Source organism: Sulfitobacter sp. HNIBRBA3233, from assembly GCF_040149665.1.
Classification (GTDB): Bacteria; Pseudomonadota; Alphaproteobacteria; order Rhodobacterales; family Rhodobacteraceae; genus Sulfitobacter; species Sulfitobacter marinivivus.
Genome location: NZ_JBEFLP010000001.1, coordinates 1,310,706 through 1,336,079 on the forward strand (window position 1 = coordinate 1,310,706; position 25,374 = coordinate 1,336,079).

At 64.7% G+C, this 25,374-nt stretch carries 27 protein-coding genes, 1 tRNA gene and 1 other RNA gene; 9 read left to right on the forward strand and 20 right to left on the reverse strand.

The window, feature by feature from the left end:
* Positions 1-74 precede the first annotated feature (74 nt).
* A complete protein-coding gene (locus ABMC89_RS06265; protein ID WP_349566314.1) occupies positions 75-1,097 on the reverse strand; it encodes an RluA family pseudouridine synthase in 1,023 nt (340 codons plus the stop codon).
* On the opposite strand from ABMC89_RS06265, the gene ABMC89_RS06270 reads away from it, so the two are divergent.
* Positions 1,096-1,380, forward strand: coding sequence for a DUF6476 family protein (locus ABMC89_RS06270; RefSeq protein ID WP_349566316.1), 285 nt, complete (start codon positions 1,096-1,098; stop codon positions 1,378-1,380). The genes ABMC89_RS06265 and ABMC89_RS06270 overlap by 2 nt on opposite strands.
* A gap of 110 nt (positions 1,381-1,490) precedes the next feature.
* Here the strand turns inward: ABMC89_RS06270 and ABMC89_RS06275 are convergent.
* Together ABMC89_RS06275 and ABMC89_RS06280 are read right to left on the reverse strand one after the other, a co-directional pair.
* Positions 1,491-1,567, reverse strand: a tRNA-His gene (locus ABMC89_RS06275).
* A gap of 62 nt (positions 1,568-1,629) precedes the next feature.
* Positions 1,630-2,112, reverse strand: coding sequence for a GNAT family N-acetyltransferase (locus tag ABMC89_RS06280; RefSeq protein ID WP_349566318.1), 483 nt, complete (start codon positions 2,110-2,112; stop codon positions 1,630-1,632).
* Positions 2,113-2,196: 84 nt separating this feature from the next.
* On the opposite strand from ABMC89_RS06280, the gene ABMC89_RS06285 reads away from it, so the two are divergent.
* Positions 2,197-2,397 (forward strand): DUF6324 family protein, encoded by a 201-nt coding sequence (locus ABMC89_RS06285; protein ID WP_349566320.1) that lies wholly within the window; start codon positions 2,197-2,199, stop codon positions 2,395-2,397.
* An 8-nt stretch (positions 2,398-2,405) separates the two neighbouring features.
* Here ABMC89_RS06285 and ABMC89_RS06290 read toward each other — a convergent pair whose 3' ends face one another.
* Positions 2,406-2,861 carry an MmcB family DNA repair protein gene (locus ABMC89_RS06290; RefSeq protein WP_349566322.1) on the reverse strand — a complete coding sequence of 152 codons (456 nt, stop codon included), beginning with the start codon at positions 2,859-2,861 and terminating at the stop codon, positions 2,406-2,408.
* A 109-nt stretch (positions 2,862-2,970) separates the two neighbouring features.
* Here ABMC89_RS06290 and ABMC89_RS06295 point away from each other — a divergent pair, with 109 nt between their 5' ends.
* The 3 genes from ABMC89_RS06295 (at position 2,971) to ssrS (ending at position 5,216) form a co-directional block, all read left to right on the forward strand.
* The gene (locus ABMC89_RS06295) at positions 2,971-4,263 is read left to right on the forward strand and encodes a hypothetical protein (RefSeq protein ID WP_349566324.1); all 1,293 of its coding nucleotides are present in this window, start codon (positions 2,971-2,973) and stop codon (positions 4,261-4,263) included.
* On the forward strand, positions 4,260-5,018 hold the full coding sequence (locus tag ABMC89_RS06300) for a COG3904 family protein (protein ID WP_349566326.1): 759 nt from the start codon (positions 4,260-4,262) through the stop codon (positions 5,016-5,018). Before ABMC89_RS06295 ends, ABMC89_RS06300 begins: the two co-directional genes overlap by 4 nt.
* Positions 5,019-5,061: 43 nt before the next feature.
* A non-coding RNA gene (ssrS, locus tag ABMC89_RS19060) (6S RNA) lies at positions 5,062-5,216 on the forward strand.
* An 86-nt stretch (positions 5,217-5,302) separates the two neighbouring features.
* Here the strand turns inward: ssrS and nusB are convergent.
* From nusB to ABMC89_RS06320, 4 genes are all read right to left on the reverse strand, one after another.
* Positions 5,303-5,791: a transcription antitermination factor NusB gene (nusB, locus tag ABMC89_RS06305; RefSeq protein WP_349566328.1), complete on the reverse strand. Its 489-nt coding sequence runs from the start codon at positions 5,789-5,791 to the stop codon at positions 5,303-5,305.
* Between the two features lie 21 nt (positions 5,792-5,812).
* The gene (locus tag ABMC89_RS06310; protein WP_349566330.1) at positions 5,813-6,337 is read right to left on the reverse strand and encodes a 6,7-dimethyl-8-ribityllumazine synthase; all 525 of its coding nucleotides are present in this window, start codon (positions 6,335-6,337) and stop codon (positions 5,813-5,815) included.
* 3 nt (positions 6,338-6,340) lie between these two features.
* Positions 6,341-7,462: a 3,4-dihydroxy-2-butanone-4-phosphate synthase gene (ribB, locus tag ABMC89_RS06315; protein WP_349566332.1), complete on the reverse strand. Its 1,122-nt coding sequence runs from the start codon at positions 7,460-7,462 to the stop codon at positions 6,341-6,343.
* Between the two features lie 61 nt (positions 7,463-7,523).
* The gene (locus ABMC89_RS06320; RefSeq protein ID WP_349566334.1) at positions 7,524-8,111 is read right to left on the reverse strand and encodes a riboflavin synthase; all 588 of its coding nucleotides are present in this window, start codon (positions 8,109-8,111) and stop codon (positions 7,524-7,526) included.
* 107 nt (positions 8,112-8,218) lie between these two features.
* On the opposite strand from ABMC89_RS06320, the gene ABMC89_RS06325 reads away from it, so the two are divergent.
* The 3 genes from ABMC89_RS06325 to ABMC89_RS06335 all read left to right on the forward strand — a co-directional run bounded on the left by ABMC89_RS06325 (position 8,219) and on the right by ABMC89_RS06335 (position 12,788).
* A complete protein-coding gene (locus ABMC89_RS06325; protein WP_349566336.1) occupies positions 8,219-9,511 on the forward strand; it encodes a capsule polysaccharide biogenesis protein in 1,293 nt (430 codons plus the stop codon).
* A 110-nt stretch (positions 9,512-9,621) separates the two neighbouring features.
* Positions 9,622-10,764 carry a polysaccharide biosynthesis/export family protein gene (locus tag ABMC89_RS06330; protein WP_349566339.1) on the forward strand — a complete coding sequence of 381 codons (1,143 nt, stop codon included), beginning with the start codon at positions 9,622-9,624 and terminating at the stop codon, positions 10,762-10,764.
* Positions 10,764-12,788, forward strand: a complete 2,025-nt coding sequence (locus ABMC89_RS06335; RefSeq protein WP_349566341.1) for a capsule polysaccharide biogenesis protein — start codon at positions 10,764-10,766, stop codon at positions 12,786-12,788. Before ABMC89_RS06330 ends, ABMC89_RS06335 begins: the two co-directional genes overlap by 1 nt.
* Here ABMC89_RS06335 and ribD read toward each other — a convergent pair.
* Positions 12,785-13,861 (reverse strand): bifunctional diaminohydroxyphosphoribosylaminopyrimidine deaminase/5-amino-6-(5-phosphoribosylamino)uracil reductase RibD, encoded by a 1,077-nt coding sequence (ribD, locus tag ABMC89_RS06340; RefSeq protein WP_349568531.1) that lies wholly within the window; start codon positions 13,859-13,861, stop codon positions 12,785-12,787. The two genes, ABMC89_RS06335 and ribD, sit on opposite strands and share 4 nt — an antisense overlap.
* A 14-nt stretch (positions 13,862-13,875) precedes the next feature.
* Positions 13,876-14,343: a transcriptional regulator NrdR gene (nrdR, locus tag ABMC89_RS06345; RefSeq protein ID WP_349566343.1), complete on the reverse strand. Its 468-nt coding sequence runs from the start codon at positions 14,341-14,343 to the stop codon at positions 13,876-13,878.
* 191 nt (positions 14,344-14,534) lie between these two features.
* On the opposite strand from nrdR, the gene ABMC89_RS06350 reads away from it, so the two are divergent.
* Positions 14,535-15,206: an SDR family oxidoreductase gene (locus tag ABMC89_RS06350; protein WP_349566345.1), complete on the forward strand. Its 672-nt coding sequence runs from the start codon at positions 14,535-14,537 to the stop codon at positions 15,204-15,206.
* On the opposite strand, the gene ABMC89_RS06355 is transcribed toward ABMC89_RS06350, so the two are convergent.
* The 10 genes from ABMC89_RS06355 to ABMC89_RS06400 all read right to left on the reverse strand — a co-directional run bounded on the left by ABMC89_RS06355 (position 15,203) and on the right by ABMC89_RS06400 (position 25,366).
* Positions 15,203-15,631: a secondary thiamine-phosphate synthase enzyme YjbQ gene (locus tag ABMC89_RS06355; RefSeq protein WP_349566347.1), complete on the reverse strand. Its 429-nt coding sequence runs from the start codon at positions 15,629-15,631 to the stop codon at positions 15,203-15,205. The genes ABMC89_RS06350 and ABMC89_RS06355 overlap by 4 nt on opposite strands.
* Positions 15,632-15,633: 2 nt before the next feature.
* A complete protein-coding gene (locus ABMC89_RS06360; RefSeq protein ID WP_349566349.1) occupies positions 15,634-16,038 on the reverse strand; it encodes a hypothetical protein in 405 nt (134 codons plus the stop codon).
* Entirely contained in the window at positions 16,038-16,445 is a 408-nt protein-coding gene (locus ABMC89_RS06365) for a hypothetical protein (protein WP_349566351.1), read from the reverse strand. Before ABMC89_RS06365 ends, ABMC89_RS06360 begins: the two co-directional genes overlap by 1 nt.
* Before the next feature lie 2 nt (positions 16,446-16,447).
* Complete coding sequence (locus tag ABMC89_RS06370; protein ID WP_349566353.1) at positions 16,448-16,867, reverse strand: hypothetical protein; 420 nt, start codon at positions 16,865-16,867, stop codon at positions 16,448-16,450.
* A gap of 186 nt (positions 16,868-17,053) precedes the next feature.
* Complete coding sequence (gene rpoD / locus ABMC89_RS06375; protein WP_349566355.1) at positions 17,054-19,042, reverse strand: RNA polymerase sigma factor RpoD; 1,989 nt, start codon at positions 19,040-19,042, stop codon at positions 17,054-17,056.
* A 176-nt stretch (positions 19,043-19,218) separates the two neighbouring features.
* A complete protein-coding gene (gene dnaG, locus ABMC89_RS06380) occupies positions 19,219-21,204 on the reverse strand; it encodes a DNA primase (protein WP_349566357.1) in 1,986 nt (661 codons plus the stop codon).
* A 114-nt stretch (positions 21,205-21,318) separates the two neighbouring features.
* Complete coding sequence (locus ABMC89_RS06385) at positions 21,319-21,621, reverse strand: hypothetical protein (protein ID WP_349566359.1); 303 nt, start codon at positions 21,619-21,621, stop codon at positions 21,319-21,321.
* A gap of 34 nt (positions 21,622-21,655) precedes the next feature.
* The gene (locus tag ABMC89_RS06390) at positions 21,656-22,192 is read right to left on the reverse strand and encodes a sarcosine oxidase subunit gamma (protein ID WP_349566361.1); all 537 of its coding nucleotides are present in this window, start codon (positions 22,190-22,192) and stop codon (positions 21,656-21,658) included.
* Positions 22,185-25,106, reverse strand: coding sequence for a sarcosine oxidase subunit alpha family protein (locus tag ABMC89_RS06395; RefSeq protein ID WP_349566363.1), 2,922 nt, complete (start codon positions 25,104-25,106; stop codon positions 22,185-22,187). Before ABMC89_RS06395 ends, ABMC89_RS06390 begins: the two co-directional genes overlap by 8 nt.
* Positions 25,103-25,366, reverse strand: coding sequence for a sarcosine oxidase subunit delta (locus tag ABMC89_RS06400; RefSeq protein WP_349566365.1), 264 nt, complete (start codon positions 25,364-25,366; stop codon positions 25,103-25,105). The genes ABMC89_RS06395 and ABMC89_RS06400 overlap by 4 nt, the downstream gene beginning before the upstream one ends.
* Positions 25,367-25,374: the final 8 nt, after the last annotated feature.

The following is a 25,374-nucleotide window of genomic DNA, read 5'->3' on the forward strand; positions in this document are numbered from 1 at the left end:
TCCATCCGCACGGATCACCCCATCGTGCATTTCGTTACAGTGCTACGTTTTGTCACGATTTGCGCAAAGCATAATCAGGTGAGGCAGCTTAGCAGATCTTCCATGTCTTGCGCCAAAGGCGCTTCGAACCGGATCAGCTCACCGCTGAGTGGATGTGTAAACCCCAAGACTGCCGCGTGCAGCGCCTGCCGGTCGAACCCGCGCACCGCCTCTGTCGCGGTCTCCGACAGCGCCGCCTTGGGCAGCTTGCGGCGCCCGCCGTAGACCGGATCACCCACAAGGCTGTGGCCCGCGTGGGCCATATGCACACGGATCTGGTGCGTGCGCCCGGTTTCGAGCCAGCATCCCATCAACGCCAGAACCGGCGGCACGCCAAAAGTTTCGATGCATCTGGCACGGGTCACGGCGTGTTTGCCGCCCTGAAACAGGACCGCCTGCCGCTGCCGGTCGGTCCGGTGGCGCGCCAGTTGCGTTGTCAGCTTCAGGATATTGCCTGTCTCGAAACTCGCGCCCTTCACCCCCCTGAGCCGTGGATCGTTGGCATCGGGAACGCCGTAGACCAAGGCGCGGTAGTAGCGCTCCACGGTATGCGCCTCGAACTGCTTGGCCAGCCCGTGATGCGCCGCATCGGATTTCGCGACGACCAGCAGCCCCGAGGTGTCCTTGTCGATCCGGTGCACGATACCGGGGCGCTTCATGCCGCCCACACCGGACAGATCGTCGCCGCAATGGGCAAGAAGCGCGTTCACCAGCGTGCCCGACGGCGATCCGGGTGCGGGATGCACGACCATGCCCGCGGGCTTGTTAACGACGATCAGGTCTTCATCCTCGAAAATGATATCGAGCGGGATTGCCTCTGGCTGGATATGGCTTTCTTCCGCTTCCTCGACGTCGATGTCGATCTTGGCACCCTCGCCCACAACCGCGCGCGGGTCGCGCTGGATTTCCTCGTTCACATAAACCGAACCGGACTCGATCAGACGTGCCAGCCGGGTGCGCGACAATGCGGCGTCCTCTGGCACATCCCGCGCCAGCGCCTTATCAAGACGGGGCGGCGGCGTTTCGCCGAGGATGAATGTGATACGGCGGTGCGACATGGACGAGCTTCCTGAACCGGGCAACCTGCGGTTTTTGCGCCGCATGGTGACGGTGCTGACCTTGGTCATGATTGGCGGTGTCGTAGTCGTAATCGGGCTGCTTGTCACCCGCCTCGGCACCCACACCCCGCCGTTGCCTGCCGAAATAACGCTCCCCGACGGGGCGCGTGCGACAGCCCTCACCCAAGGCCAGGATTGGTACGCCGTGGTCACGGATCGCAACCAGATACTGATATTTGACCGTATGACCGGCGCGCTGCGCCAGACGGTCGACGTGAAATAGCGGCAAAGACCGGGCGCTGAATCGGCCCCGTGGCGGCTCGAACGGCCAAACATACAGTTAAGGCAGAGCGTTAACGCTGCCCGACAATACGCTGAATTTAAAGAGGAAGATGGTACCACCTCCTGGTCTCGAACCAGGGACCTCTTGATCCACAATCAAGCGCTCTAACCAACTGAGCTAAGGCGGCACGCAGGTGGGACTTATCTTTGTCGCGAAAAGATTGCAAGCCTTGCAGGCTGCGAAAATCACTTAAAACGTGATCTCGAAGGTCTGTTCATTCAGCGACTGCCCGAAGGACGTCACAGGGCGTTCAGCGATCAGGCGCCAACCGTTGCGCCGGTAGAGCGCGCAGGCCGCGCGGTGGCTTTCGTGGGTCCAAAGCTGCATCCCGTCATAGCCGCACGCGCGGGCGAATCCGGTGCATGTCTCAAGCAGACGCCGCCCCAGCCCCTTGCCGCGCGCATCCGGCATCAGCAGAAACAGGCGCAGTTTCGCGCGTGTCCCGTCCAACCGGACGCAGAAGATGGACCCGATGCGCTTGCCGTCCTCCCACGCGATCCAGCCCCGCTCGTCCTCGGGATCGTGTGACGCGATGAAATCATCGAGAATGCCCGCAACCAATATGCCGAACGACTCGTCGAATCCCTCCTCGCGGGCGTAATGCTTGGCGTGGGCGGCGACCAGCCAGTCGCGGTCGTCGGGCGTAAAGGGGCGCAGTTCGATGTCGGACATATGTTCAGGATAGCCCTTAGCAATCTTGCGTTTCAACCCGCGCGCGGATACCGCTATGCTGCTGTGACACAAGGGAGAGCGACCGTGGGCATCAATTCCGAAAGCGATATCGAAGCCAATCTTCAGATCGGACCGACCGAGCTGGGCATGGTGCGCCTGTTCGTCGAGGGGGGCGGTGTGGAACTGCCAATGGATTTCACGCCTGACGAAGCGCGCGAGATCGCCGAAGAGATCGTGGCGGCAGCCGCAACGGCGGCCAAGGTCGGCGGCAAGAAAAAGCGCTGAGCGCCGCGTCAGTCCCAGTCGGGATGCATGTCCGGATCGCGCAACACCTGCAACCGGCGTGCCGCCGTTGTGGCGAATTTCTGAACCATCGTCTTGCGACGGGCGGGCGCGAGCTTGGTCTCCTCCGACATGCGCAGTATTTCGGCGTTGTAGGCATCGGCCACGATCAATCCGTGATCGTCGGGCAAGATCTCGGTCGGGAACTCCGCATCCACCGCAAAGAAAAAACGGTCGGCCCACTCCAGATAGCCCTGCCATTTCTGGTCTGATGTGAAATCCGCCCGCGAGGATTTGCATTCGACGACCCAGATCTCGCCTTTCGGGCCCAGTGCCATCACGTCCACCCGCATTCCCCGCGTCGGGACCACTTCCTCCACGCAGGCGAACCCCAAGGAGGCAAGGTGGCGGGACACGCCCCGCTGCAAAAGCTGGCCGGGCTGGTAGGTTTGTGCAATCTGGTTCATGCGCAAAATAATGAACAATTCGTGAACATTTGCAACCCCCGTTCCTGCCGCGGTTGGCAGTGGGCGCGCGCGCCCCTATCTTTCAGACAACCAAAAGGATGCAACCGCGATGAGCACACCCGATGACCATTCCGCGCAGGCGCGCGGTGTCCGCTACGCGCGAGAACTCGAAGGACATGTCACGTGGCTCGATACTTTCTCGGGGACCGCTCTGGGCGTCTTGTCGGTGGCATCCGGCATCTACACCTATCTGGGGGTGTCGTCGCTGCTGGACGACAACGGCGCGATGACCGCATTTGCGGCGATCGCCTATTCCGTGGCGGTGTCTGTCGGCATCTTCGTGTTCTGGTCCTACATGATCCGCCTGTTTCCGGCGGTGCGCGGCGCACGGGCGCGGATCGCGCTCCTGGGCGCGATGGGTCTGGGATCGTTGGCCATCGTCGCCATGTCAAGCTGGCTGAACGCGGCGGCACTCGCCGGGTCGGCAGCGGTCGAACAGCACCTTGCCGAAACCGTTCAGGATTATCAGGGCGCGCTGGAACAGGCCCACGAGGTCGCCCTGACCGGTCAGGCGCTGGAGCGTGACGTGGCCCGCGTCCGGCAGTCCTTCGAGGATCTGAGCGAACAGGAGGCCACCGGCAATCTCTCCGGCCTTGCGGGCCGCGGTGCGGTTTTCCGCGTTCTGCGCCAGAAATCATCCGAGCTTGCCGCGCTGGAAGCCCAGATCGCGGCGCAGGAACCGCTTGTCCAATCCGCCTTTTCCGAAGGCAACGCGATCCTCAGCCGGATGCGTGCCCTCACGGTCGAACCCGGCCCGGTAGAGGCGCGGTCGGTGGAGTTTTCCGAACAGGCCGTGCGCCTTGCGGGGCTGATCACGCAGCTGCGCCAGCTCTCCGTGGCATCGCTGGTCGAACGCGCGGCGCAGGATCTGTCGGCCTCGGTTGTCCTGCCGGAACTCGATGGCCGGTCCGAGGCGACGCGCACGGATCAGGCGGCGACGATCACGTCGGTGCTTGAGGTGCTCGCCCAGCGCGCAACCACGTTGGAGCGCGCCGCGCAGGACGTTCTGGCGCGCCCCGCCCCGCCCGAGACGACCTATACGCCGATATCCTCTGCCGATGCGGTGATCCTTTATGCGCGCAACTTCGTGCCCTCATGGGCGGGGGCCATCGCGATTGACCTGCTGCCCGGTGTTCTGGTGCTGATTCTCGCGATCACGCAGGGCGCTATCCGCATGGGCCGCGAGGGCACCGCCATCGAAGACAGCATGACCCTTGCAGAGCTGCGTGCCGCCATGGCCGTGGTGCGCGAGCTCGATCCCGGCATGTTCCGCGACAGCGAGACGCCCGCCACGTCTCAGCCCCCTGCACCGCTGCCCAAACCGAAACCCGCCGCCGAATGACCGAGGCAACCCCGAAACGCAACACCGTCGGACGCGTCCTGATGGGTGTGCTGATCTTCCAGCTCGGCCTTGCCGGTCTGTTGTTTCTGGGCGACATGCAAAGCGGTTTCAGCCTGCCCGACTTCGGGCCGAGGGCGCCGCAGCTGACCGAACCGATCCGCCCCGGTGACCAAACACGGCGGTTCTCGCCCGATCGCTCGCCCCCCGGCGGGCAACCCCTGCGCACGGAGCCCCTGCCGGAGCGGCTGGTGCTGACTTCCGTGGCGGGCGGTGAGGCGATCCTGCTGGAAGGGGCCATCGCGGGAGGCGACGCCGAGCGCATCCTGAAGCTGATCGAAGACCTCCGGACCCCGCCCAGCCGGATCATCCTGAATTCGCCGGGCGGGTCTGTGCGCGATGCGCTTGTGCTGGGTCGCGCCGTGCGTCAGGCGGGGTTCGAGACCGAACTCCGCTCGGGCGACATATGCTATTCGGCCTGCCCCTACCTTCTGGCCGCTGGCACCACGCGCAGGGTGCCGGACGATGCGTCGGTGGGTGTGCACCAGCATTATTTCGGCGAAAGCACCCTGCTCCCCGCTTTTGTCGCAGTGGAGGATATCCAGCGCGGACAGGGCGAAGTGATGCGTTACCTTGACCAGATGGGTGTTGATCCGCTGGTCATGCAGCACGCACTGGTGACCCCGCCCGACGAAATCTATGTGCTGCTGCCCGAGGAACTGGTGCGGTACGGATTTATTGACGGTACAGAGGGCTGAGCCCTTGTCCGGACCGACCCCGCGGCTTATCTCTGGGCTGTGACGGGTTCTGCCCTGCTCGACTGACGTCTACATTCCAGTGGCCTTAAGCAAATCCGAGGGAGCTGGCTCTGTCCTGGCCCTGGTCAGGTTATCTGGCGCCCACCTGTATATACAGGTCCTCGGGAATAAGACTGACCCGGCAACGGCGGTCCCGTCACACAACTTCCCTCAGCGGCGATTTCAGCCGGCGCGCAGCGCGGATTCACGCTGCAACAGGGCCAAAACCTCCAGTTTCAGAATATTCAGAACGTTTCGGGCCGCGCTTCACGCGCCATAAAGTCAAGGATCGCATTCACAAAGCGGGTTTCCTTGCCGTCGGGAAAGAACGACGCCGCGATATCAAGGTATTCGGCGATCACCACTTTCGGCGGGATGCCCTTGTCGCGAAACTCGGCCCCTGCCGCGCGAAACAGCGCACGCAAGGTCGGATCAAGCCGTGCGATCGGCCATTTCTGCACCAGCGCGCGGTCTGTCGACTGGTCGATGGCCGCCTGATGGGCCACCACGCCCTCCAGCACCCGCGTGAAATGCGCTTCGTCGCCTTCGAGCATTTCCTGCCCGTCCAGAAGCTCTCCGAAACGGTGGTTCAGGAATTCGATGCGCACGCGGTCCACCGACAGGTCCGAATGTTCCATCTGGAACAGTGCCTGCACCGCGAAAAAGCGCGCGGCGTGGCGCATCTTTCGCTTCATGTTGCCGGTCATGTTGTCGCTTCGCGGAGGCGTGGTCATCGGGAGGGTCCAGTACTGGGATCAGGCAATGATGGTATCCGTGCCACCCGGTTTGAAACCAATGCCTTTGCTCGTGCCCGCCCACTTACGGGCCAGTGCAATGAGATGCAAGGCCGCCATTGCGGCACCGCCCCCCTTGTTCTGCCCGTCGGGGTCTGCACGTACCTCGGCCTGCTGCTTGTTCTCGACGGTGAGGATCCCGTTCCCGATGCACAGCCCCGACAGGCCCAGCATCTGGAGCGCGCGGCTGCTGTCGTTGCAGACGGTCTCGTAATGCGTGGTTTCGCCGCGGATCACGCAGCCGAGCGCCACGTAGCCGTCGAAATTGCTGCCACGGTCGGAGATGCCGATGGCCGTGGGAATCTCGAGCGCGCCGGGCATCTCGACGACCTCATAGGTCGCGCCGACGCTTTCCAGCGCCGCCTTCGCGCCCTTCACCAAGTCGGCGGCGATATCGCTGTAATAGGGCGACACCACGATCAGTACCTTCACGGGCGCGTCGAATTCCGGCGCAGGCAGGACGGTGTGTTCTTCCGAGGCGGCCATGGCTTATTCCTTTGTGATCGGGCGGTGGCCCACGATTTTCAGATCGTAGGCTTCAAGCCCGGTGTATTTGGTCTGCGGATTGTCGGTCAGCAGGATCAGCTCGTGAACGCCCATTTCCGCAAGGATCTGCGCGCCAAGACCGGTGCGCTTGATGGTGCGGGGTGCGTCGTCTTCGTCGTCGAGCCGCAGTCGCGGGTTCGGCTCGCGGAACAGCAGGACCGCACCGCGCCCCTCTTTCTCGATGATCCGCATGGCGCGGGGCAGCTCGTCCGGAGCGGACGGGCCCAGCCCCAGCACGTCTTCAAGCGCGTTCAGCGCATGGGTCCGGGTCAGCACGGGCTTTCCGTCGCCGATATCGCCCTTCGACAGCACGACGTGGTCGGTGCCCGAAATCTGGTCCTGAAAGACGCGCATGCGCCAGTCGCCACCATAGGCCGAAGTCACTTCGCGGTCATCGCGGACCATCAGCATGTTGTCGTGCTTGTTCCGGTAGGCGATGAGATCGCTGATCGTGCCGATTTTCAGGTCGTGCTGCTTGGCGAAGGTCACCAGATCGGGCAGCCGCGCCATGGTGCCATCGTCCTTCATGATCTCGCAGATCACACCGGCGGGTTTCAGTCCCGCCAGCCGCGAGATATCGACCGAGGCCTCCGTATGGCCGGCGCGCACCAGCACGCCGCCGTCACGGGCGCGCAGCGGGAACACGTGGCCCGGTGTGGCGATGTCTGCGGCGGTGTTCTGTTCGTTGATCGCAACGGCGACGGTCAGCGCCCTGTCCGCGGCCGAGATGCCGGTGCTGACACCCTCGCGCGCCTCGATGCTGACGGTGAACGCGGTTTCATGGCGCGAGGAATTGTTCGTGGCCATCATCGGCAGTTCCAGCGCGTTCACCCGCGCCTGCGTCATCGGCAGGCAGATCAGGCCGCGCCCGTGGGTCGCCATGAAATTGATCGCCTCGGCATCCGCGAATTCCGCCGCGATCACCAGATCACCCTCGTTCTCGCGGTCCTCGTGATCGACAAGAATATACATCTTGCCCTGACGCGCCTCCTCGATGATCTCTTCGATCGGTGAGATGGCGCTTGCCAGCTCTTCCTCGACGGGTCCGGGTGTTTCGAAATTCATGCTGTCTCCTTCGGAGCGCTTTGACGCCGGTGCGCGCTGACGCGCCACACCGGCAAATTGTTCAGGTCATCTCTGCCAGCCGCGCGACATAGCGCGCAAGCGTATCGATTTCCAGATTGATGCGGTCGCCGACGGCGACATCGCCCCACGTTGTCACCGTTTTGGTGTGCGGGATGAAATTGATGCCGAAATCGCAGCCGTCGACCTCGTTCACGGTCAGCGATGTCCCGTTCAGCGCCACCGAGCCTTTGGGCGCGATGAAACGTGCCAGTGATGCGGGCGCGCGCAGGGTCACGCGGGTGCTGTCGCCCTCGTCATGCATCGCGACCACCTCGGCCACGCCGTCGACGTGGCCCGATACGATATGTCCGCCCAGTTCGTCGCCCACTTTCAGGGCCCTCTCGAGGTTCACCCGCCGCCCCTCGCGCCAGTCGCCCAGATTGGTCAGATCGACGGTTTCCGCGCTGACCTGTACCTCGTACCAGTCCGGGCCCAGATCTACCACGGTCAGGCAGACGCCGTCGCTTGCGATGGACGCGCCCATGTCGATCCTGGATGTATCATAACCGCAGCGGATGCGTACGCGCAGGTCGCCTTCCTGCTGCAGGGACGTTATGGTTCCTACATCGGTGACAATCCCCGTGAACATGGCTTTCCTTCCGGTCATGATGGACCACGGCGCACTGCACGCCGGGTCATAATTTGGACAGAGTTTTGAGACTAAATAAGCCCGACCGCAACCAAAGAAAGCCCCCCATGCCCTCGTCGAGCCCTGACAAGCGGGTGTTTCTGTTCCTGCAAGGGCCGCACGGGCCCTTCTTCAACCGGCTTGGCCGGATGTTGCGCGCGGCTGGCAGCGAGGTATGGCGCGTGGGCTTCAACGCCGGTGACCGTGCGTTCTGGTTCCATTCGAGCAGCTATATCCCCTTTCGCGGCACTGTAGAAGACTGGCCCGGCACCTTCGCGGCCCTCCTGCGCGACAAGGGCGTGACGGACATCGTCCTTTACGGCGACACGCGCCCCATCCACGCCGAGGCCGTGGCACAGGCCCGCGCAAGCGGACTTTGCGTGCACGTCTTCGAAGAAGGCTACATGCGGCCCTACTGGATCACCTACGAGCGGGGCGGCACGAACGGCAATTCGCGCCTGATGGAAATGAGCATCCCGCAGATGCAAAAGGCGCTGGAGAAATCCGACATGGAGGCGCCCCTGCCCCCCGGCCACTGGGGCGACATGCGACAGCATGTCTTCTACGGCGCGCTCTATCACTGGTTCGTCATGTTTAGAAACGGCGATTACCGCAATTTCCGCCCCCACCGCGACCTGCCGGTCACCAAGGAATTCCAGCTCTATCTCAAGCGGTTGCTGTTGATGCCGTGGCAGGCGATCGAAAGGCGTCTGGCCACCCTGCGCATCCGGCTGAGCGGTTTTCCCTACCACCTGGCCTTGCTGCAACTGGAGCACGACAGTTCGTTCCAGATGCATTCGCCCTTCGACAGCATGAGCGATTTTCTCAAGCTGGTGGTGGACGGTTTCGCCGATGGCGCGCCGCAGCATCACCACCTCGTGGTCAAGGCGCACCCGCTGGAAGACGGCCGCGTGCCGGTGCGGCGCGTGCTGCGCAAGCTCGCGCGCGAGCGCGGCATCGGCGACCGCGTGCACTTCGTGCGCGGCGGCAAGCTGGCGCAGCTTCTCAACGATGCGCGCACTGCCGTGACGGTGAATTCGACCGCCGGCCAGCAGGTGCTGTGGCGCGGCATTCCACTGAAGGTGTTCGGTCGCGCGGTCTATGCGAAACCCGAATTCGTGTCAGACCAGCCGCTGACCGACTTCTTTTCCGCAGCGTCGCGTCCCGACAACCGCGCCTACAAGGATTTCCGCCGGTATCTCCTTGAAACATCGCAGCTTCCCGGTGGGTTCTATTCGGCCCGCGGGCGCAGGCAACTGATGCGACAGGTCGTGGACATGATGCTGAGCCCTGACGATCCCTACGACGCGCTGGACCACGGGACCGCGGCACCACGGCAACAGTTGCGTGTGGTGAAGTAACGGCGCGCGGGCGCAAGTGTAGATTTTATCAATCGCTTACGCTACGCTGCTGCCTAATCAGCCGGAAGATACCGGCATCGAGGCAGTAAATAGGTCGAGGAGACCGGGCAGTGAAAACCCAGAAGTTCCGGTGGGCACGTCCCATCGCATTCGTCGCGGCTTGCGCCGTTTTGGCGTCCTGCGGATTGCCGCAGGTCGGCCCGAACAAACGCCAGATCTACGCGGGATCGGTCCAGCGCGAGGGTGATGCCTTTATCGTTGCGGTCAACGACCGCGTGACACGCGCCACTGCCGTGACCCCCGCACTCGGGTTCTCGAACGCGTTCAAATCGGCCGGGCAACTTGGCTCCGACACGATCCGCGCGGGCGATGTTCTGGGAATCACCATCTACGAAAACGTCGATGACAGCCTTCTGGGCGTCGAGGGCGCACCCGCGATCCTCGAAGAGGTGCAGGTCGACGGGGCCGGATTTATCTTTATCCCCTACGCGGGACGCATTCGCGCGGCGGGCAACTCCCCCGAGGCGATCCGGCGGATCATCACCAACAAACTGGCCGACCAAACCCCCGATCCGCAGGTCGAGGTGCGCCGCGCCGCAGGCGACGGTGCGACCGTGTCGCTGGTCGGTGCGGTCGGGGGTCAGGGCGTCTATCCGATCGAACGTCCCACACGCACCCTTGCCAGCATGCTGGCCCGCTCCGGCGGCATCACCATCGAACCCGAGATTGCGCAGATCACCGTCATCCGCGGCACGACCTCCGGCAAGATCTGGTTCGAGGACCTCTATGAGCACCCCGAACTCGATATCGCGCTGCGGGCCGGTGACAAGATCCTCGTCGAGGAAGACACCCGTTCCTACGTAGCGCTCGGCGCGACCGGCACACAGGCCCGCGTCCCGTTCGAGACACAGAACCTGTCGGCCATCGAGGCTATTGCCCAAGTCGGCGGCCTGCTGGCCAGCGCGGCGGACCCGACAGGTGTGTTCGTGATGCGCAACGAACCCGAGGAAGTCGCGGCACAGGTGCTGGGTCGCAACGATCTGCAAGGCGCGCAGCGACTGGTCTATGTTCTCAACCTCACCGAACCCAACGGCATGTTCATGGCCCGCGATTTCGTGATCCGCGACGGGGATACCCTCTATGTCACCGAAGCGCCGTTCACGCAGTGGAACAAGGTGATCGCGGCGATCACCGGCACCGCCTCTTCCGTGGGGGGCCTGACCACCACGGCCACCGCCCTTTCCGGCGGCTGATGCCGAACGACAGCCAGAACGCCGCCGCCGGTCCCGTAAAGGACCGGCGGCTTTTCGTTTACAACGGCGGCTTTCTCACACAGGGGCGTATCCGGCGCATCCTGCATCTTTCGGGCTATTCCATCCATATCGGCCTGCCCTCAGAGGACGGTGATGCCGTGGCGGTCTGGGGCAACTCGCCCACCGCGCATCGCGGTCTGGGCGTGGCCGAAGCGCGCGATAGCCCCGTTGTACGCATCGAGGACGCGTTTCTGAGGTCGCTGTTTCCCGGCCGCGAGGGCGAGCCGCCGCTGGGGCTGGTGATCGACCACAGCGCGGCCCATTTCGATCCCTCGCGCCCTTCAGATCTGGAACGGCTGCTGGCGAACGACCCACTGGACGACACCGCCCTGCTGGACCGCGCGCGCGGGGCCATCGCTAGGCTGAAAGAGGCGCATCTGACAAAATACGCCGCTGTGCGCGACGACATCGACCCGCCCGCTCCGGGCTATGTGCTGGTCATCGACCAGACCCACGAGGACGCCTCCGTCACAGCCTCGGGTGCGGATCGCGCACGGTTTCTCGAAATGCTCTACTACGCGCAGGAGGAGCATCCGGGCGCGCAGATCCTGATCAAGACCCACCCCGAAACGGCTGCGGGACACCGCAAGGGATATTTCCGCGACGAGGATCTGGGCGACCGGATACGCTTTCTGACCGAACCGATCAGCCCGTGGATCCTGTTCGAGGGGGCCATCGGTGTCTACACGGTCTCGTCCGGTCTGGGGTTCGAGGCGATCTTTGCCGGGCACAGGCCGCGCGTGTTCGGGCAGCCCTTCTATGCAGGCTGGGGGCTGACCGAGGACGCCTTCGAAGTGCAGCGACGCCAGCGCAGGCTGACCCGCGCGCAATTGTTCGCGGGGGCGATGATCCTCTATCCGCGCTGGTACGACCCCTACACCGACGCGCTGTGTCCGCTCGAGCGTGTGATCGACACGCTGGAAGCGCAGGCGCGGGCGTGGCGCGAGGACCGGCAGGGCTGGACCGCCTCGGCCATGTCGCGGTGGAAACACGCACCTTTGCAGACATTCTACGGTCGCCATCATCCCGTGGTGTTCGAAAACGATCCCGCCCGCGCACGGGCGCGGGGCGGGCCGTGGATGGTCTGGGCGGGGCGCGCCGACGTGGGCCACGGCGATGCCGTAAGGGTCGAGGATGGCTTCCTGCGCTCGCGCGGTCTGGGGGCGGCGCTGACCCCGCCGCTGTCGTTGGTCACGGACGATCTGGGCATCTACTACGATCCCGCCCGCCCCTCGCGGCTGGAGCGGGCAATCGCCGCGCGGGCCGAGCTGCGCCCCGATCAGGAACGCCGCGCAGCCGCGCTGATCAAGGCGCTGCGCGCAAACCGGCTCAGCAAGTACAATACCGGCACCGCCACGATGCCAGACCTGCCGCAGGGGCATCGCATTCTGGTTCCCGGACAGGTGGCCGACGATGCCTCGATCCGCACGGGCACCACGGATATCGCGACCGATCGGGCGCTGCTGGAGGCCGTGCGCGCGGCCCGTCCCGAGGCGGTGATCCTCTACAAGCCCCATCCCGACGTCGAGGCCGGTTTGCGCAGCGGCGGGATCGACGATCCGGCCCTTGCCGATGTGATCCTGAACGGTGTCGATCCGGCAGCCGTGCTGGGCGCCGTAGACGAGGTGCATACGATGACCTCCCTGATGGGGTTCGAGGCTTTGCTGCGCGGCATTCCGGTCACGACCTACGGCGCGCCCTTTTACGCAGGCTGGGGTCTGACCACGGACAAGGGCGAAATTCCGCCCCGGCGCCGGGCGCGCCCTACCCTCGAAGGACTGGTCCATGCGGCTTTGATCGACTATCCGCGCTACCTCGATCCGGTGACGGAACTGCCCTGCCCGGTCGAAGTGGTCGTGCAGCGGCTGGCGAAGGGCGACATCCCCGGCCCCGGAGCGCGCAACCGCCTGTTGTCGCGTCTGCAAGGGCTCTTCGCCCCGTTTGCGGGGCTTTGGCGGCGCTAGACCGCGGCGCGCGTCCAGTGGTGCAGCAGATCACCACCCACCGCCCGCGTCCCTGCCAGCGCAAAGCGTGGGCCGTCGGACAGTCGCGCCAGCCCCATCGCACCCAGTCCCGGCAATCCTTCCGCCCCGATTGCAAGACCGGCGGTAAATCCGACCAGATGGTCGACCAGATCCGCCTGCAACAGGGACGCGGCCAGCGCGGAGCCGCCTTCGCTGAACACGCGGGTCAGACCATGCGCGCCCAGCTTTTGCATCACGTCCACCAGATCCAGCTGCCCGCCGCTGATTTCGCACGGCAGCAGCACCGCCCCCAGACCGCGCCATGCCTCGACCAGCTCCTGCGGCGCAGAGGCCCCGTGACACAGGATCACCGGTACATCACGCGCCGTCGTCGCCAGCTTGCCCGTCAACGGCAGATCCAGCCTGCGGCTGATGACCACGCGCACCGGCTGCCGCGTGGCGCCCATGTCGCGCACGGTAAGGGAGGGATCATCCTCGCGCGCGGTGCCAGCCCCCACCATCACCGCATCGTGGCGCAGACGCATCGCGTGGACCTCACGGCGCGCCTGCGCTCCGGTGATCCACTGGCTTTCTCCCGTGGCCGTGGCGATGCGCCCGTCAAAGGATTGCGCCAGCTTGAGGGTCAGCATCGGCCGGCCCCGTTCGACCCGCGCAAAGAAGCCTTCGTTGGCGCGCCGGGCGGCCTTCTCCATCACGCCGACCTCGACCTTGATGCCGGCGGCACGCAGCATCGCGATGCCCTGCCCCGCGACGCGCGGATCGCTGTCCTGGGTTGCGACGACCACACGCGCCACACCCGCGTCGACGAGGGCCTTGGCGCAGGGGGGCGTCTTGCCGGTATGGGCGCAGGGTTCAAGCGTGACGAATGCATCCGCACCCCGCGCCAGCGGTCCCGCCTGCGCCAAGGCGCGGGTTTCGGCGTGGGGCCGTCCCCCCGGCGCAGTCCAGCCACGGCCGACGATGCGCCCCGCGCGCACCAGAACACAGCCCACCGCCGGGTTCGGCCATGTATTGCCAAGCCCGCGCCGCCCCAGCGACAGGGCCAGCGCCATGAAGCGAAGATCGCTCAACTTTCGGGAAGCGGATCGGGGCGGAGTTCCTGCACGAACTTGTCGAAATCATCCGCCGCCTGGAAATTCTTGTAGACGCTGGCAAAGCGCACGTAGGCGACAGTGTCGATCCGCGCCAGCGCTTCCATCACGATCTCGCCGATTTGCTTGGAGGGGATGTCGGTTTCGCCCATGCTCTCCAGCCGCCGCACGATCCCGCTGATCATCTGGTCGATCCGCTCGGGCTCTATCGGGCGTTTCTGCATCGAGATACGGATCGAGCGTTCCAGCTTGTCGCGGTCGAAATCCTCGCGCTTGCCGGAGGACTTGATGACGACCAGATCGCGTAGCTGCACGCGCTCGTAGGTCGTGAAGCGACCGCCACAGGCCGGACAGAACCGGCGCCGGCGGATCGACACGTGGTCTTCGGCCGGTCGGCTGTCTTTGACTTGAGTATCGATATTCCCGCAAAATGGGCAGCGCATGGACCTGTCCCCTCAACTGTGTTCCGCCTCGATTGTGGGATCACCGCCCCACTTGTCCACAGGTATACGCCAGACACAAGGTTTTGGGTAGACAAGATTTGCGGGCCCAGATGCTGAGACAGAATGCCCCGAACAAACAGCCGCCCTGGCGCGTTCCTGTCTGAGTTCACACACACAGACGGAGACAGACCATGGCCAAGACACTATTCATCACGGGCGCGTCCTCAGGCATCGGGGCCGCAACAGCGAAGGCTGCGGCGAGCGCGGGCTGGAACGTCGGCCTTTTCGCGCGCAGCGAAGACAAGCTGAACGAACTGGCCAAGGAAATCGGATCACAGGCGCTGGCCCTTCCCGGCGACGCGATGAACTTCGACGCACAGAAAAAAGCGATCGAGCAACTGCGCGAGCATACCGGCAGCATCGATGCGGCCTTTGCCAACGCGGGCCGTGGCAGCAAGGCGGCGGGCGTGGAAAGCGGTGACCCCGAGGATTGGGACGGCATGATCGACCTCAACATCAAGGGTGCGCTCTACACCGCGCACGCGGTGATGCCCGATCTGAAAAAGAACAAGGGCCAGTTTCTGGTCACCGGCTCGGCTGCCGGTCGCAGGCACATCAAGGGGTCGATCTACGGCGCGACGAAATGGTTCATCCACGGTTTCGCCGGAAACCTGGCCGAGGAAATGTCGGAATGGGGCGGGCGCTGCATGGTCGTGGCACCGGGCATGGTCGATACGCCATTCTTCGACAGCGCCAAGCCTGACAAACTCCACGCCGAGGACGTGGCCGAAGCGGTCGTCTACGCGCTGAACGCGCCCGAGCGCGCCACCATCCGCGAAGTGTTCATGATGCCGACGAACTAGGCCCGGTCGGACATGAAATGCCCCGCAGCGCGCCTGCGGTGCGGGGCAGTACGATGCTCGAACAGGTAGATGCCCTGCCATGTCCCCAACCGCATGTGCCCGTCGATGACGGGGATATGGAGGCTGACAGGTAACATCGCCGCCTTGATATGCGCGGGCATGTCGTCGGGCCCTTCGGCGGTATGGGTCAGATAGGTCATCTCGGGCCTATCGGCAGGCGGCACCAGCCGCGCGAAATAGGCGTGAAGATCACGCTGCACATCCGCGTCGGCATTTTCCTGGATCAGCAGGGACGCCGAGGTGTGACGCACCATCAGCGTCAGAAGACCCGACACGGCACCGCAGTCGCGCAACCACGCCGCGACGTCCTGCGTGAATTCATAGAGGCGCGGGCCGCGCGTCTCGATCTCGAACTCGGTATGCATCGCTACTTGGTCGACCGCGTGAACGCATCGCGGCAAAACCGGCGCGCCTGCGCGGATTTCATCATCTCGCCCGGGACATCGACCGTCACGCTCAGCCGCTCGGGGTCGGGCGCGGGAAGCCCCTCGTTGCTGAGGCTGAACACCACCGCCTGACGCCGGCTTGCAGTGCGCGCCGGGCCGATCGGGGTTTTCACGTAGATCGGTGTCGTCTCTGAGAGGCCCTGCCGCACCTCGACATAGCTTGCAGCGGCGCACCACAGCTCTGCCGGGCCCATCTGCTGGAGGCGGATCACCTCGAAATCGGTGCCACCCAGAGGATTGATGACAAACCTCTTTTCCTCGCCAAGGGTTGCGGCGGCAGCGCTGGTTGCAAGGCACATAAGGCCGGACAGAACGATCTGGCGCATCAAATATCCCCGTTCGTGATCAGCCGGAAATCGGCGCAAAACCCGTAGGCGTGGCCAACGCTGAGATTGCTGCCCGGCTGCGACAATGTCGCGCCGAGGATCGTAGCCGCGCGGGGCGTCAAACCGGCAGGGTCCAGCGTAAAGACAACCGGCGATCTTTGCCCCAGACCGGCAGGGCGCGGGGAGGCAACGTAGATGCGGGCGTTCCCGCGCGCACCCAGAATGTCGCGCGCATAGTCCGCCGCACCACACCAGTAACCGCGCGCGCCCAATCCCCCGTCGGACAGCACCGCGAAGCCGCTCTCGACGGGGGCAACCTCAACACCCGGCGCGGCGGTGTGGGTCTGCGCAACGGCTTGCGCTGCCAGCGATACGAATGAGGCCAGAGCCAACAGGGTCAACCGCACGATCAATACCTCCGGAACAGGGAATCGTCGCGATCATAGATATCGCGGCAGAACTGGATCGCGTGATCGACCGGCAGCCCCACCCCGACCTGATCCGTACCCAGACTGACGGACTGAAAGGGGCCTTGGGACAAATTGGCCGGATTGATGGTGAAACCCACCGCCTTGCGACCTGTCACGCTCTGCGCCGGTCCGCGCGCCCGCTGGATGTAGACGCGATCCTCCGCGCCAAGGCGACGTTCGGCATATTCGGCAGCCGCGCACCAGATGCCGCGCGGCCCCTCCCCGCGCCCTTCGATCACCTCGAATTCGGTGCCGCCGAGGGGCACGACGTAGAGGTCGTTTACCGCCTGATACGCCTGCGCGGACGCGATAGCGGGGGTCAGGCCAAGCGACAGGGCAACAATGGCAAGGGAACGCATAGAACTCTCCTTCTGCTGCCCTAAAGGTAGGGGCCGCACGGGCGAGGTCAAAATCACAGCCGGGTGAGCGGCGGCGCCTTGCCGATTGGTACCAGCCACTCGCTGGGCCCCAACGAAAAAGGCGGGGGCCATTGGTGGCCCCCGCCTTGCAATATCGTTGGTGCGGGTCCTGTACCCGCGACCGACCTACTGGTCGAGGAAACTGCGCAGCTTGCGCGACCGGCTCGGATGCTTGAGCTTGCGCAGCGCCTTCGCCTCGATCTGGCGGATCCGTTCGCGGGTCACGCTGAACTGCTGGCCCACTTCTTCCAGCGTGTGGTCTGTGTTCATGCCGATGCCGAAACGCATGCGCAGCACACGTTCCTCGCGCGGCGTGAGGCTGGCCAGAACCCGTGTGGTGGTTTCCTTGAGGTTTTCCTGAATGGCGCTGTCCAGTGGCAGCACGGCATTCTTGTCCTCGATGAAATCGCCCAGCTGGCTGTCTTCCTCGTCGCCGATGGGGGTTTCGAGGCTGATCGGCTCCTTGGCGATCTTCATCACCTTGCGGACCTTTTCCAGCGGCATCTGCAGCTTCTCGGCCAGCTCTTCCGGCGTCGGTTCGCGGCCGATCTCGTGGAGCATCTGACGGCCCGTGCGGACCAGCTTGTTGATCGTTTCGATCATGTGCACCGGAATACGGATCGTGCGCGCCTGATCCGCAATCGACCGAGTGATCGCCTGCCGGATCCACCATGTCGCGTAGGTGGAGAACTTGTAGCCGCGGCGGTATTCGAACTTGTCCACCGCCTTCATCAGGCCAATGTTGCCTTCCTGAATGAGATCAAGGAATTGCAGACCACGGTTGGTGTATTTCTTCGCGATGGAGATAACGAGACGCAGGTTCGCCTCGACCATTTCCTTCTTGGCCTGACGGGCTTCTTTCTCGCCCTTCTGGACCTGCTGCACGATGCGGCGGAATTCGGAGATATCCAGACCGACGTATTGGCCCACCTGCGCCATGTCGGCGCGCAGCTGCTCGACCTTGTCGGCAGAGCGTTCGATGAACATCTGCCAGCCGCGGCCGGGCTTTTCGGCCATCCGCTCCATCCAGCCGGGATCGAGTTCGTGGTTGCGGTAGGCGTCGATGAATTCCTTGCGGTTGATACGCGCCTGATCCGCAAGCTTTACCATCGCACTGTCGATCTGCATGATCCGGCGGTTGATGCCGTACAGCTGGTCGATCAGGGCTTCGATACGGTTGTTGTGCAGATGCAGATCGTTCACCAGCGCCACGATCTCGCTGCGCAGCTTCTGGTAGGTGTCCTCGTCCCCTTTCGAGAAGGTATTGTCCTCGTTCAGGGTGGCCGAGATACGGCTGTCCTGCATCTCGCTCAACTTGACGTAATCGTCGGCGATACGGTCAAGCGCTTCGAGCACCTGTGGCTTCAGCGCGGCTTCCATGGCGGCAAGCGACATGTTGGCCTGATCGTCGTCATCGTCGTCGTCATCGTCATCGGCGCTGATCGGATTGCCGTCCGCGTCGAGTTCCTGCTTGGCCTCTTCCTTGCCCGGCGCAGGGGCGCCTGCCGCGGGAACCACCGGAGTGGTTTCCTCGTCGTCGCCCATCTGGTTGCCGAATGTCGCCTCGAGGTCGATCACATCGCGCAGCAGAATATCCTCGGACAGAAGTTCGTCGCGCCAGATGGTGATCGCCTGAAAGGTCAGCGGGCTTTCGCACAGGCCCGCAATCATGGTGTTGCGCCCCGCCTCGATCCGCTTGGCGATGGCGATTTCGCCCTCGCGGCTCAGCAGTTCGACCGACCCCATTTCGCGCAGGTACATGCGGACGGGATCGTCCGTGCGGTCCAGTTTCTCGGAGGTGCCGGAGCCGAGTGCGACCTCGCGGTTGCTTTCGGTCGTAGTTACGTCGGTCGAGCCCTTGTTCTCTTCTTCCTCGGCCTCTTCGTCCTCGATGATGTTAATGCCCATCTCGGAGAGCATCGACATCACGTCCTCGATCTGTTCGGAACTCACCTGATCGGGTGGCAGGACCGTATTGAGCTGGTCGTAGGTGATATACCCTTTCTCGCGCGCCTCGCCGATCATCTTCTTGACGGCGGCCTGGCTCATGTCGAGCGAGTGGCCGGAGTCCTGATCGTCGTTCTTGACGTCTTCGTTGGTATCCTTGGCAGCCATGAAAGCTCCTCTCAAGCGTCCCTGCGAATCAGTGGTAGCTGATTCGTTTTTCGAATCATGCGTGGTTTCAGACGATTCTTAAACCCGCGTCCCTATTTTTCCGCTAATTGCGGACGATTGGTCACGATCGACCCGTCGATGCGCCAGAGCGCCCGGCCGCAAAGCCGCGCGGCGCATCAGCTGTTCTTGCGACCGCCCTTGCTGAAATCGATCTGATCAAAGAAGCTGCGGCTTTTCTCGACTTCCTCCCGGTCCAACCGCGCGCCATTGTCGGCGATCACGTATTCCGCCTGATCTTCTTGTCCAGAGCGGCGTGCCCGGTCGTGCGCACGTGCCGCTTCGGCCAGCCGCCACGTCACCCCCTCGTCTGCCTCGCCGGTCAGATCGTCAAGCGCATCGTGAAGCTCTTCTTCCAGCCCGCGCTGGGCCTTCAGCTTTGCCAACTCCTCGGCGATGGTCATTGCTGTCAGATCGGCCATCCCGGGCTTGCGGATACAGGGTGTGATTGCGACATGGCGCTGCGCCAGCAGGTTTTCAATAGCGTCCGGTCCCAGAGCGTCCGAAATTCTGTCGCGCAAATCACCGGCCCCTCTGTGCGCGTGCGCCAGAACCAGATCGCGCATGCGCGCGTGATCGGGATCGGCGCAGGGCATGTTTTCCAGCCCGGTCTCGAATTTCTCGACGACCTCGGGGCAGCAGATGCAGGCGGCAAGGATCACCGCTTCGCGCAGGTGATCGGTGGCGCGGGCATCCTGCGCCGTGGCCAGCACCGAGGATTTCGCACCGACGGACGGACCGGGGACCGCTTTGACCCACGCGCCCTGCTGTCGCGGACGCCGCGCGCCGCCTCCACCGCCGCCCGATGCCGACGTGGATTTATTGCGGAACAGCTGCCAGCGCAGATCCTTGATTTCCTGCCCGTAGTGGCTGCGGATGCTGGGGTCGCGGATCAGCGCAATCTTTTCGCGCAGCGTCTTGTCCAGTGCCGCCTTGCGTTCGGGGCTGTCGAAGACCTTTCCGTCGATCTCGCGCTGCCACAGCAGCTGGACCGTGGGCTGGGCCGCATCGATGATGCTCTGCACCGCGCCGACACCGGCGGATTTCAGCAGATCGTCGGGATCCTGCCCTTCGGGCATCATCGCAAAGCGCAGGCTGCGCCCCGCTTCCAGCAGCGGCAAGGCCAGATCGATCAGGCGCAACGCCGCACGCTGGCCTGCAGCATCCCCGTCCAGCATGATGACAGGCTCGTCGCTGATCCGCCACAGCATCGCCAGCTGGTTCTCGGTGATGGCGGTCCCCAGCGGCGCCACCGCCGCACCGAAACCGGCCTCGCTGAGCGCGATCACATCCATATACCCTTCGGCGACAAGCAGCGGCTGCCCCTTGCCCGCCGCCACGCGCGCCTCGCGCACGTTGTAGAGGCTGCGGCCCTTGTCAAAAAGCGCCGTTTCCGGAGAGTTGAGGTACTTGGCCTTGTCCTCAGGGTCCATGGCGCGGCCCCCGAAGGCGATGGCACGGCCCTGTGCGTCGCGGATCGGATAGATGATGCGGTTGCGGAAGGTATCATAGGGCTTGCCGCCCTTCTGCGACGGCTTGGCCAGACCGGCGTCGAGGATCAGCTTGTCTTCGACGCCCTTCCCTTTCAGCGCATCCCACAGCCCCTGCCATGTATCGGGCGCAAATCCGATCTCCCAGCGCGCCAGCGCGTCGCCTTGCAGACCGCGGCGGGCGAGATAATCACGCGCAGCCTGGCCTGCGCCGGTGCGCAACTGCAACCGGAACCATTTGACCGCCAGTTCCATCACCTCGGCGAGCTGGGTGCGCGCATCGGCTTTCTGTTGTGCCTGCGGGTCGCGTTCGGGCATCGGCATCCCGGCCTCGCGGGCCAGAATCTCGACCGCTTCCATGAAACTCACGTTCTCGGTCTCGCGCACGAAGGAGATCGCGTCGCCCTTCGCGTGGCACCCGAAGCAATAATAGAATCCCTTGCGGTCATCGACGTGGAAACTCGCCGATTTTTCCTGGTGGAACGGGCACGGCGCCCACATATCGCCCTTGCCCTGATTGGACTTGCGCTGATCCCACATGACCTTGCGCCCGACGACCTGTGACAGGCTCGACCGGCTGCGCAATTCATCCAGAAATCCAGGGGGCAGGCTCATACGCGATCATACCGAATGCCGCAGGCCAGAGTCCAGAAGCGCGCGGCGGAATACAGGCCGAAAAGAGCGGTGGCGCCGCGCCGCATCGACGCGGCAGCGACGGTCAGATCCGAGTCATTGCTGCAGACACAGCTCTTCCCACGCCTCACCCAGATCGGCTGACTTCAGCTCTTTCATTTTCATGCGGTAGACCCAAGGGGTCACCAAGGGGACGACCGCGTTGTATTTTTCCGGCCATTCCGGCGCGGTACCTGCGACATGATCCACGACCTGTCTTTCGCGCACCCGCTCCATCCTTGCCGCCTGAACCGCTGCGACAACATCGGCCTGATAGCCACAATCGGTTTCCTTGGCGCTCTGCGCGGCCAGAGGCGTGGCGGCGCACAGGGCGACGACGGCTGCAAACATCCGGATCATATCGGTACTCCTTACAAAACTCACAGGCGCCATTCTAGCGGCGCGCCGCCACCGCTTCCAGTGCCTGCGTCAGATCGTGAACGAGTGTTCCGGCCAGTGAGCGGAACACCGCGACCATGAAGGTATCGGGGCCGGTTCTGGTAATGCTGGCATGCATATGGCCCAGAAGGCTCCGCGCGGTTGCGCCCTGCGCGAAATGCGCGGCGCGCAGATCGACGGGAACCAGCCGCGCCAGAACGTCTTCCGACCCGGCCCCGGACAATTCGGCAAAGCACCATGCATCGCCCTGATCGATCACAGCGGCCAGCGCCGAGAGTTCTCTGCCCGGCGCGCGCCCCAGCAGCAGCGCCTCCTCGCGGCCCCACCAGATCAACCGCGTGTCCCCCTGCGTGACACTTTGGCCGGCACCGGGAAATGGCATGCCCAGCGCCTCTTGCAGCGCTTCCGGCGTGGCCGTGGCGTAAGGCAAGACCGCATGGGCAGAGCCGACCTCGGCTTCGCGCAGGGTGACACCGCCGATCGTAACCGGCAGAAGGTCCGCGAAACAGGTCTCCGCTTCAAGCTCACTCACGCAGGCGCCCTCCCTCGGGATCGTAGAAGACCGGCGGACAAATCTCGACCTCGGTGCGGATGGCCCGCAGATGGTCGACCAGTTGCAGACGCTCGCCCATACGCTCGGGTCCGCGGCTGACAAACCCAAGCCCGATCATCGAACCGGCCTGCGGCGACTGGCAAACCGAGGTGACATAGCCCTGATCGTTGGCATGCACGGCGCTCTGGCCCACGGGATAGAGATGCGCACCGGCTGAAATCTCCTGCGCGGGGGCCACGGGTTTGAGGCCCACGAGCCGCGCCCGCGCCGGATCGACCAGACCGGGCCGCGCGGCCATCACCTTGCCGATGCAGTCCTTACCCGGCGACACCATCCGCGCCATGCCGATGTCAAATGCCGTGACGCGCCCGTGGATTTCCGCGTGGGTGATGAACCCTTTTTCCATGCGCAATACGTTCAGCGCTTCCATACCGTAGGCCCCGCCCCCCAGCGCCTCGGCGCGGCGGACCAGCTTTGCAAAAAGCGCTGCACCGTAGCGGGCGGGCACGGCAATCTCGTACCCCCGCTCTCCCGAGAAGGAGATCCGGAACAGCCGTCCGCGCACCCCCAGGACGCCGACCTCGCCACAAGCCATGAACGGCGAGTCGGCATCGTCGAGCGGCTGATCGAGCAGCCCTTCCAGCAGCCCATGCGCCTTGGGTCCCGCCACCGCGAACTGCGCCCAGTGTTCGGTCACCGACGCGAAGCGGACATCCCATTCCGGATGCAGCCCCTGCGACACCCAGTTGAGATGGCGCATGACCTCTCCAGCCGCGGCGGTGGTGGTCGTCATGAGGTAGTGCTGCGGCCCCAATCGCGCGGTGGTGCCGTCATCCATGACCATCCCGTCCTCGCGCAGCATCAGGCCATAGCGCACGCGCCGCTCTTTCAGGGTGGAGAAGACGTTGGTGTAAACCAGATCAAGCAGCCGCGCCGCGTCGGGGCCCTGAATGTCGATCTTGCCCAGCGTGCTGACATCGCACACGCCCACGGCCTCGCGCACATGGCGGACCTCGCGGTCGCAGGCCGCGCGCCACGTGGCTTCGCCCTCGCGCGGGAAATAGCTGGGCCTGTACCACAAGCCGGCCTCGATCATCGGCGCGCCCATCGCGACACTTTGGCGGTGGCTGGTGGTGAACCGCTGCGGCGCGAATCCCGCGCCGCGCCCGCCTGCCCCCATCGCGGCGATCGACACCGGCGTGTAGGGTGGCCGGAACGTGGTTGTCCCGGTCTGCGCGATCCCGCGCGCGGTCGCATCGGCCAGAAGCGCCAGCGCCGCGACGTTCGAGGTCTTGCCCTGATCGGTCGCCATCCCTTGCGTGGTGTAGCGCTTCATATGCTCGACCGAGACAAAGTTTTCCACCGCCGCCTGCCGGATATCCTTGGTGGTCACGTCATTCTGGAAATCGAGCCAGGCACGCCCCTTGCCGGCCACCTCCCACAAAGGGGCGATCCGGTAGGCAGAACCGTCCGCATCAGGAAGCACCAGATCTGCCGGGGCCTTGCCCAGCGCCTGCGCCACACGCTGTCCTGCGTCGAGCCCGCCGCGCAGGCACGCTTGCGTGGAAAACGCCCCGGCGCAGGCCCCGGCCCAGTCCATGCCCGGCACCGTCCCCGCCACCGGGACGAAAGCCGCGATATCCTCACGCCATTCGGGCCTGCCGCCCGTGTGACAGGTCAGGTGAACCGTCGGGTTCCAGCCCCCCGATACGGCAAGGCAATCGGCCCTGATCGTCCAGTCCCGGCCGTCCCGCCGCAGCGTGACCGTCTTCACGCCCCTGCGCCCCGATGTGCCGCAGACCACCGCACCGGGATGCACCGGGAAGGGGCTGTCGGCAAACTCCGCCTCCGTGCGGCTATCGACCAGCGCGGCCACCTCGACCCCCGCGGCATGCAGATCGCGTGCGGTCCTGTGGGCGTCGTCGTTGTTGCCGAACACGACGATCCGCCTGCCGGGCGCCACCCCCCAGCGGTTGAGGTAGGCCCGCACGGCACCCGCCATCATCACGCCGGGCCGGTCATTGTCAGGGAACGCGATGGGCCGCTCTATCGCCCCTGCGCAAAGGATCGACGCCCGCGCCGTGATCCGCCAGAAACACTCCAGCGGCGCGCCAGATCGCGGCAGATGATGCGACACACGCTCCAGCGCGCCGAAAACGCCGCCGTCGTAGGCGCCGGTGACGGTCGTACGCGGCATGATCCGCACGTTCGCCCGCGCTGCCAGCTCTGCCACCTTCTGCGCGACCCAATCGGTCGCAGTCACGCCGCCGACCTCCTCGCGCTCGACCAACAGCCGCCCCCCGGGTTGGCTGTCTTCGTCGCAAAGGATCACGTCCAGACCCGCTTGCGACGCGGCATCCGCCGCCATCAGCCCCGCAGGCCCTGCCCCGATCACCAGCACATCGCAGAATGCAAAGGCGCGGTCGTAGCGATCCGCATCCGCCTTGCCGTTCAGCGCCCCCAATCCGGCCGCACGGCGGATCACCGGCTCATAGAGCTTTTCCCAGAAGGTCTGTGGCCACATGAAGGTCTTGTAGTAAAACCCCGCCCCCAGAAACCGCGCGCCCAGATCGTTCACCGCCAGCGCATCGAAGGCAAGAGAGGGCCACGCCGACTGCGAGCGCACCTCGAGCCCTTCGTAGACTTCCTGAACCGTGGCGCGCAGGTTCGGTTCCGCGCCCGCGCCCCTGCCAACGGTGACAAGCGCGTTCGGCTCCTCCGACCCCGCCGTCAGGACGCCGCGCGGGCGGTGGTATTTGAACGACCGGCCCATCAGCCGTACGCCACTCGCCAGCAGGGCAGCAGCAACCGTTTCTCCGCGCCGGCCCGTATAACCCACGCCGTCGAAGCGGAAGCGTATCTTTTCCCCGTCGGGGATCTCGCGAAGCCTCACTTTCCCGCCTCCGCGGCCAGTGCGGTCGCATGGATCTCGTGGGTGACGGTATCGCGCTCCACGATCAGCCAGGCCCCGCATCCCGCCTCGTGCTGCCACAGATCACGGGTGCGTCCGGCGGGATTGTCGCGCAGATGCAGATAGCTGTCCCAGGCGGCCTCTCCGGCGTCTGGGGCCGGACGCTCCAGCGCAACCGCATCCCCCTTGTAGTAGAACTCGCGCCGGTCACGGGCGCCGCACAATGGACAATCGATCCTCACGCCACGAC

Excerpts from the sequence above, each read along its gene's own strand:
- ABMC89_RS06270 (WP_349566316.1), top strand. The coding sequence starts at position 1,096 with ATGGACGAGCTTCCTGAACCGGGCAACCTGCGGTTTTTGCGCCGCATG.
- ABMC89_RS06265 (WP_349566314.1), bottom strand. The coding sequence starts at position 1,097 with ATGTCGCACCGCCGTATCACATTCATCCTCGGCGAAACGCCGCCGCCC.
- ABMC89_RS06280 (WP_349566318.1), bottom strand. The coding sequence starts at position 2,112 with ATGTCCGACATCGAACTGCGCCCCTTTACGCCCGACGACCGCGACTGG.
- ABMC89_RS06290 (WP_349566322.1), bottom strand. The coding sequence starts at position 2,861 with ATGAACCAGATTGCACAAACCTACCAGCCCGGCCAGCTTTTGCAGCGG.
- ABMC89_RS06295 (WP_349566324.1), top strand. The coding sequence starts at position 2,971 with ATGAGCACACCCGATGACCATTCCGCGCAGGCGCGCGGTGTCCGCTAC.
- ABMC89_RS06300 (WP_349566326.1), top strand. The coding sequence starts at position 4,260 with ATGACCGAGGCAACCCCGAAACGCAACACCGTCGGACGCGTCCTGATG.
- nusB (WP_349566328.1), bottom strand. The coding sequence starts at position 5,791 with ATGACCACGCCTCCGCGAAGCGACAACATGACCGGCAACATGAAGCGA.
- ABMC89_RS06310 (WP_349566330.1), bottom strand. The coding sequence starts at position 6,337 with ATGGCCGCCTCGGAAGAACACACCGTCCTGCCTGCGCCGGAATTCGAC.
- ribB (WP_349566332.1), bottom strand. The coding sequence starts at position 7,462 with ATGAATTTCGAAACACCCGGACCCGTCGAGGAAGAGCTGGCAAGCGCC.
- ABMC89_RS06320 (WP_349566334.1), bottom strand. The coding sequence starts at position 8,111 with ATGTTCACGGGGATTGTCACCGATGTAGGAACCATAACGTCCCTGCAG.
- ABMC89_RS06325 (WP_349566336.1), top strand. The coding sequence starts at position 8,219 with ATGCCCTCGTCGAGCCCTGACAAGCGGGTGTTTCTGTTCCTGCAAGGG.
- ABMC89_RS06335 (WP_349566341.1), top strand. The coding sequence starts at position 10,764 with ATGCCGAACGACAGCCAGAACGCCGCCGCCGGTCCCGTAAAGGACCGG.
- ribD (WP_349568531.1), bottom strand. The coding sequence starts at position 13,861 with ATGGCGCTGGCCCTGTCGCTGGGGCGGCGCGGGCTTGGCAATACATGG.
- nrdR (WP_349566343.1), bottom strand. The coding sequence starts at position 14,343 with ATGCGCTGCCCATTTTGCGGGAATATCGATACTCAAGTCAAAGACAGC.
- ABMC89_RS06350 (WP_349566345.1), top strand. The coding sequence starts at position 14,535 with ATGGCCAAGACACTATTCATCACGGGCGCGTCCTCAGGCATCGGGGCC.
- ABMC89_RS06355 (WP_349566347.1), bottom strand. The coding sequence starts at position 15,631 with ATGCATACCGAGTTCGAGATCGAGACGCGCGGCCCGCGCCTCTATGAA.
- ABMC89_RS06360 (WP_349566349.1), bottom strand. The coding sequence starts at position 16,038 with ATGCGCCAGATCGTTCTGTCCGGCCTTATGTGCCTTGCAACCAGCGCT.
- ABMC89_RS06370 (WP_349566353.1), bottom strand. The coding sequence starts at position 16,867 with ATGCGTTCCCTTGCCATTGTTGCCCTGTCGCTTGGCCTGACCCCCGCT.
- rpoD (WP_349566355.1), bottom strand. The coding sequence starts at position 19,042 with ATGGCTGCCAAGGATACCAACGAAGACGTCAAGAACGACGATCAGGAC.
- dnaG (WP_349566357.1), bottom strand. The coding sequence starts at position 21,204 with ATGAGCCTGCCCCCTGGATTTCTGGATGAATTGCGCAGCCGGTCGAGC.
- ABMC89_RS06385 (WP_349566359.1), bottom strand. The coding sequence starts at position 21,621 with ATGATCCGGATGTTTGCAGCCGTCGTCGCCCTGTGCGCCGCCACGCCT.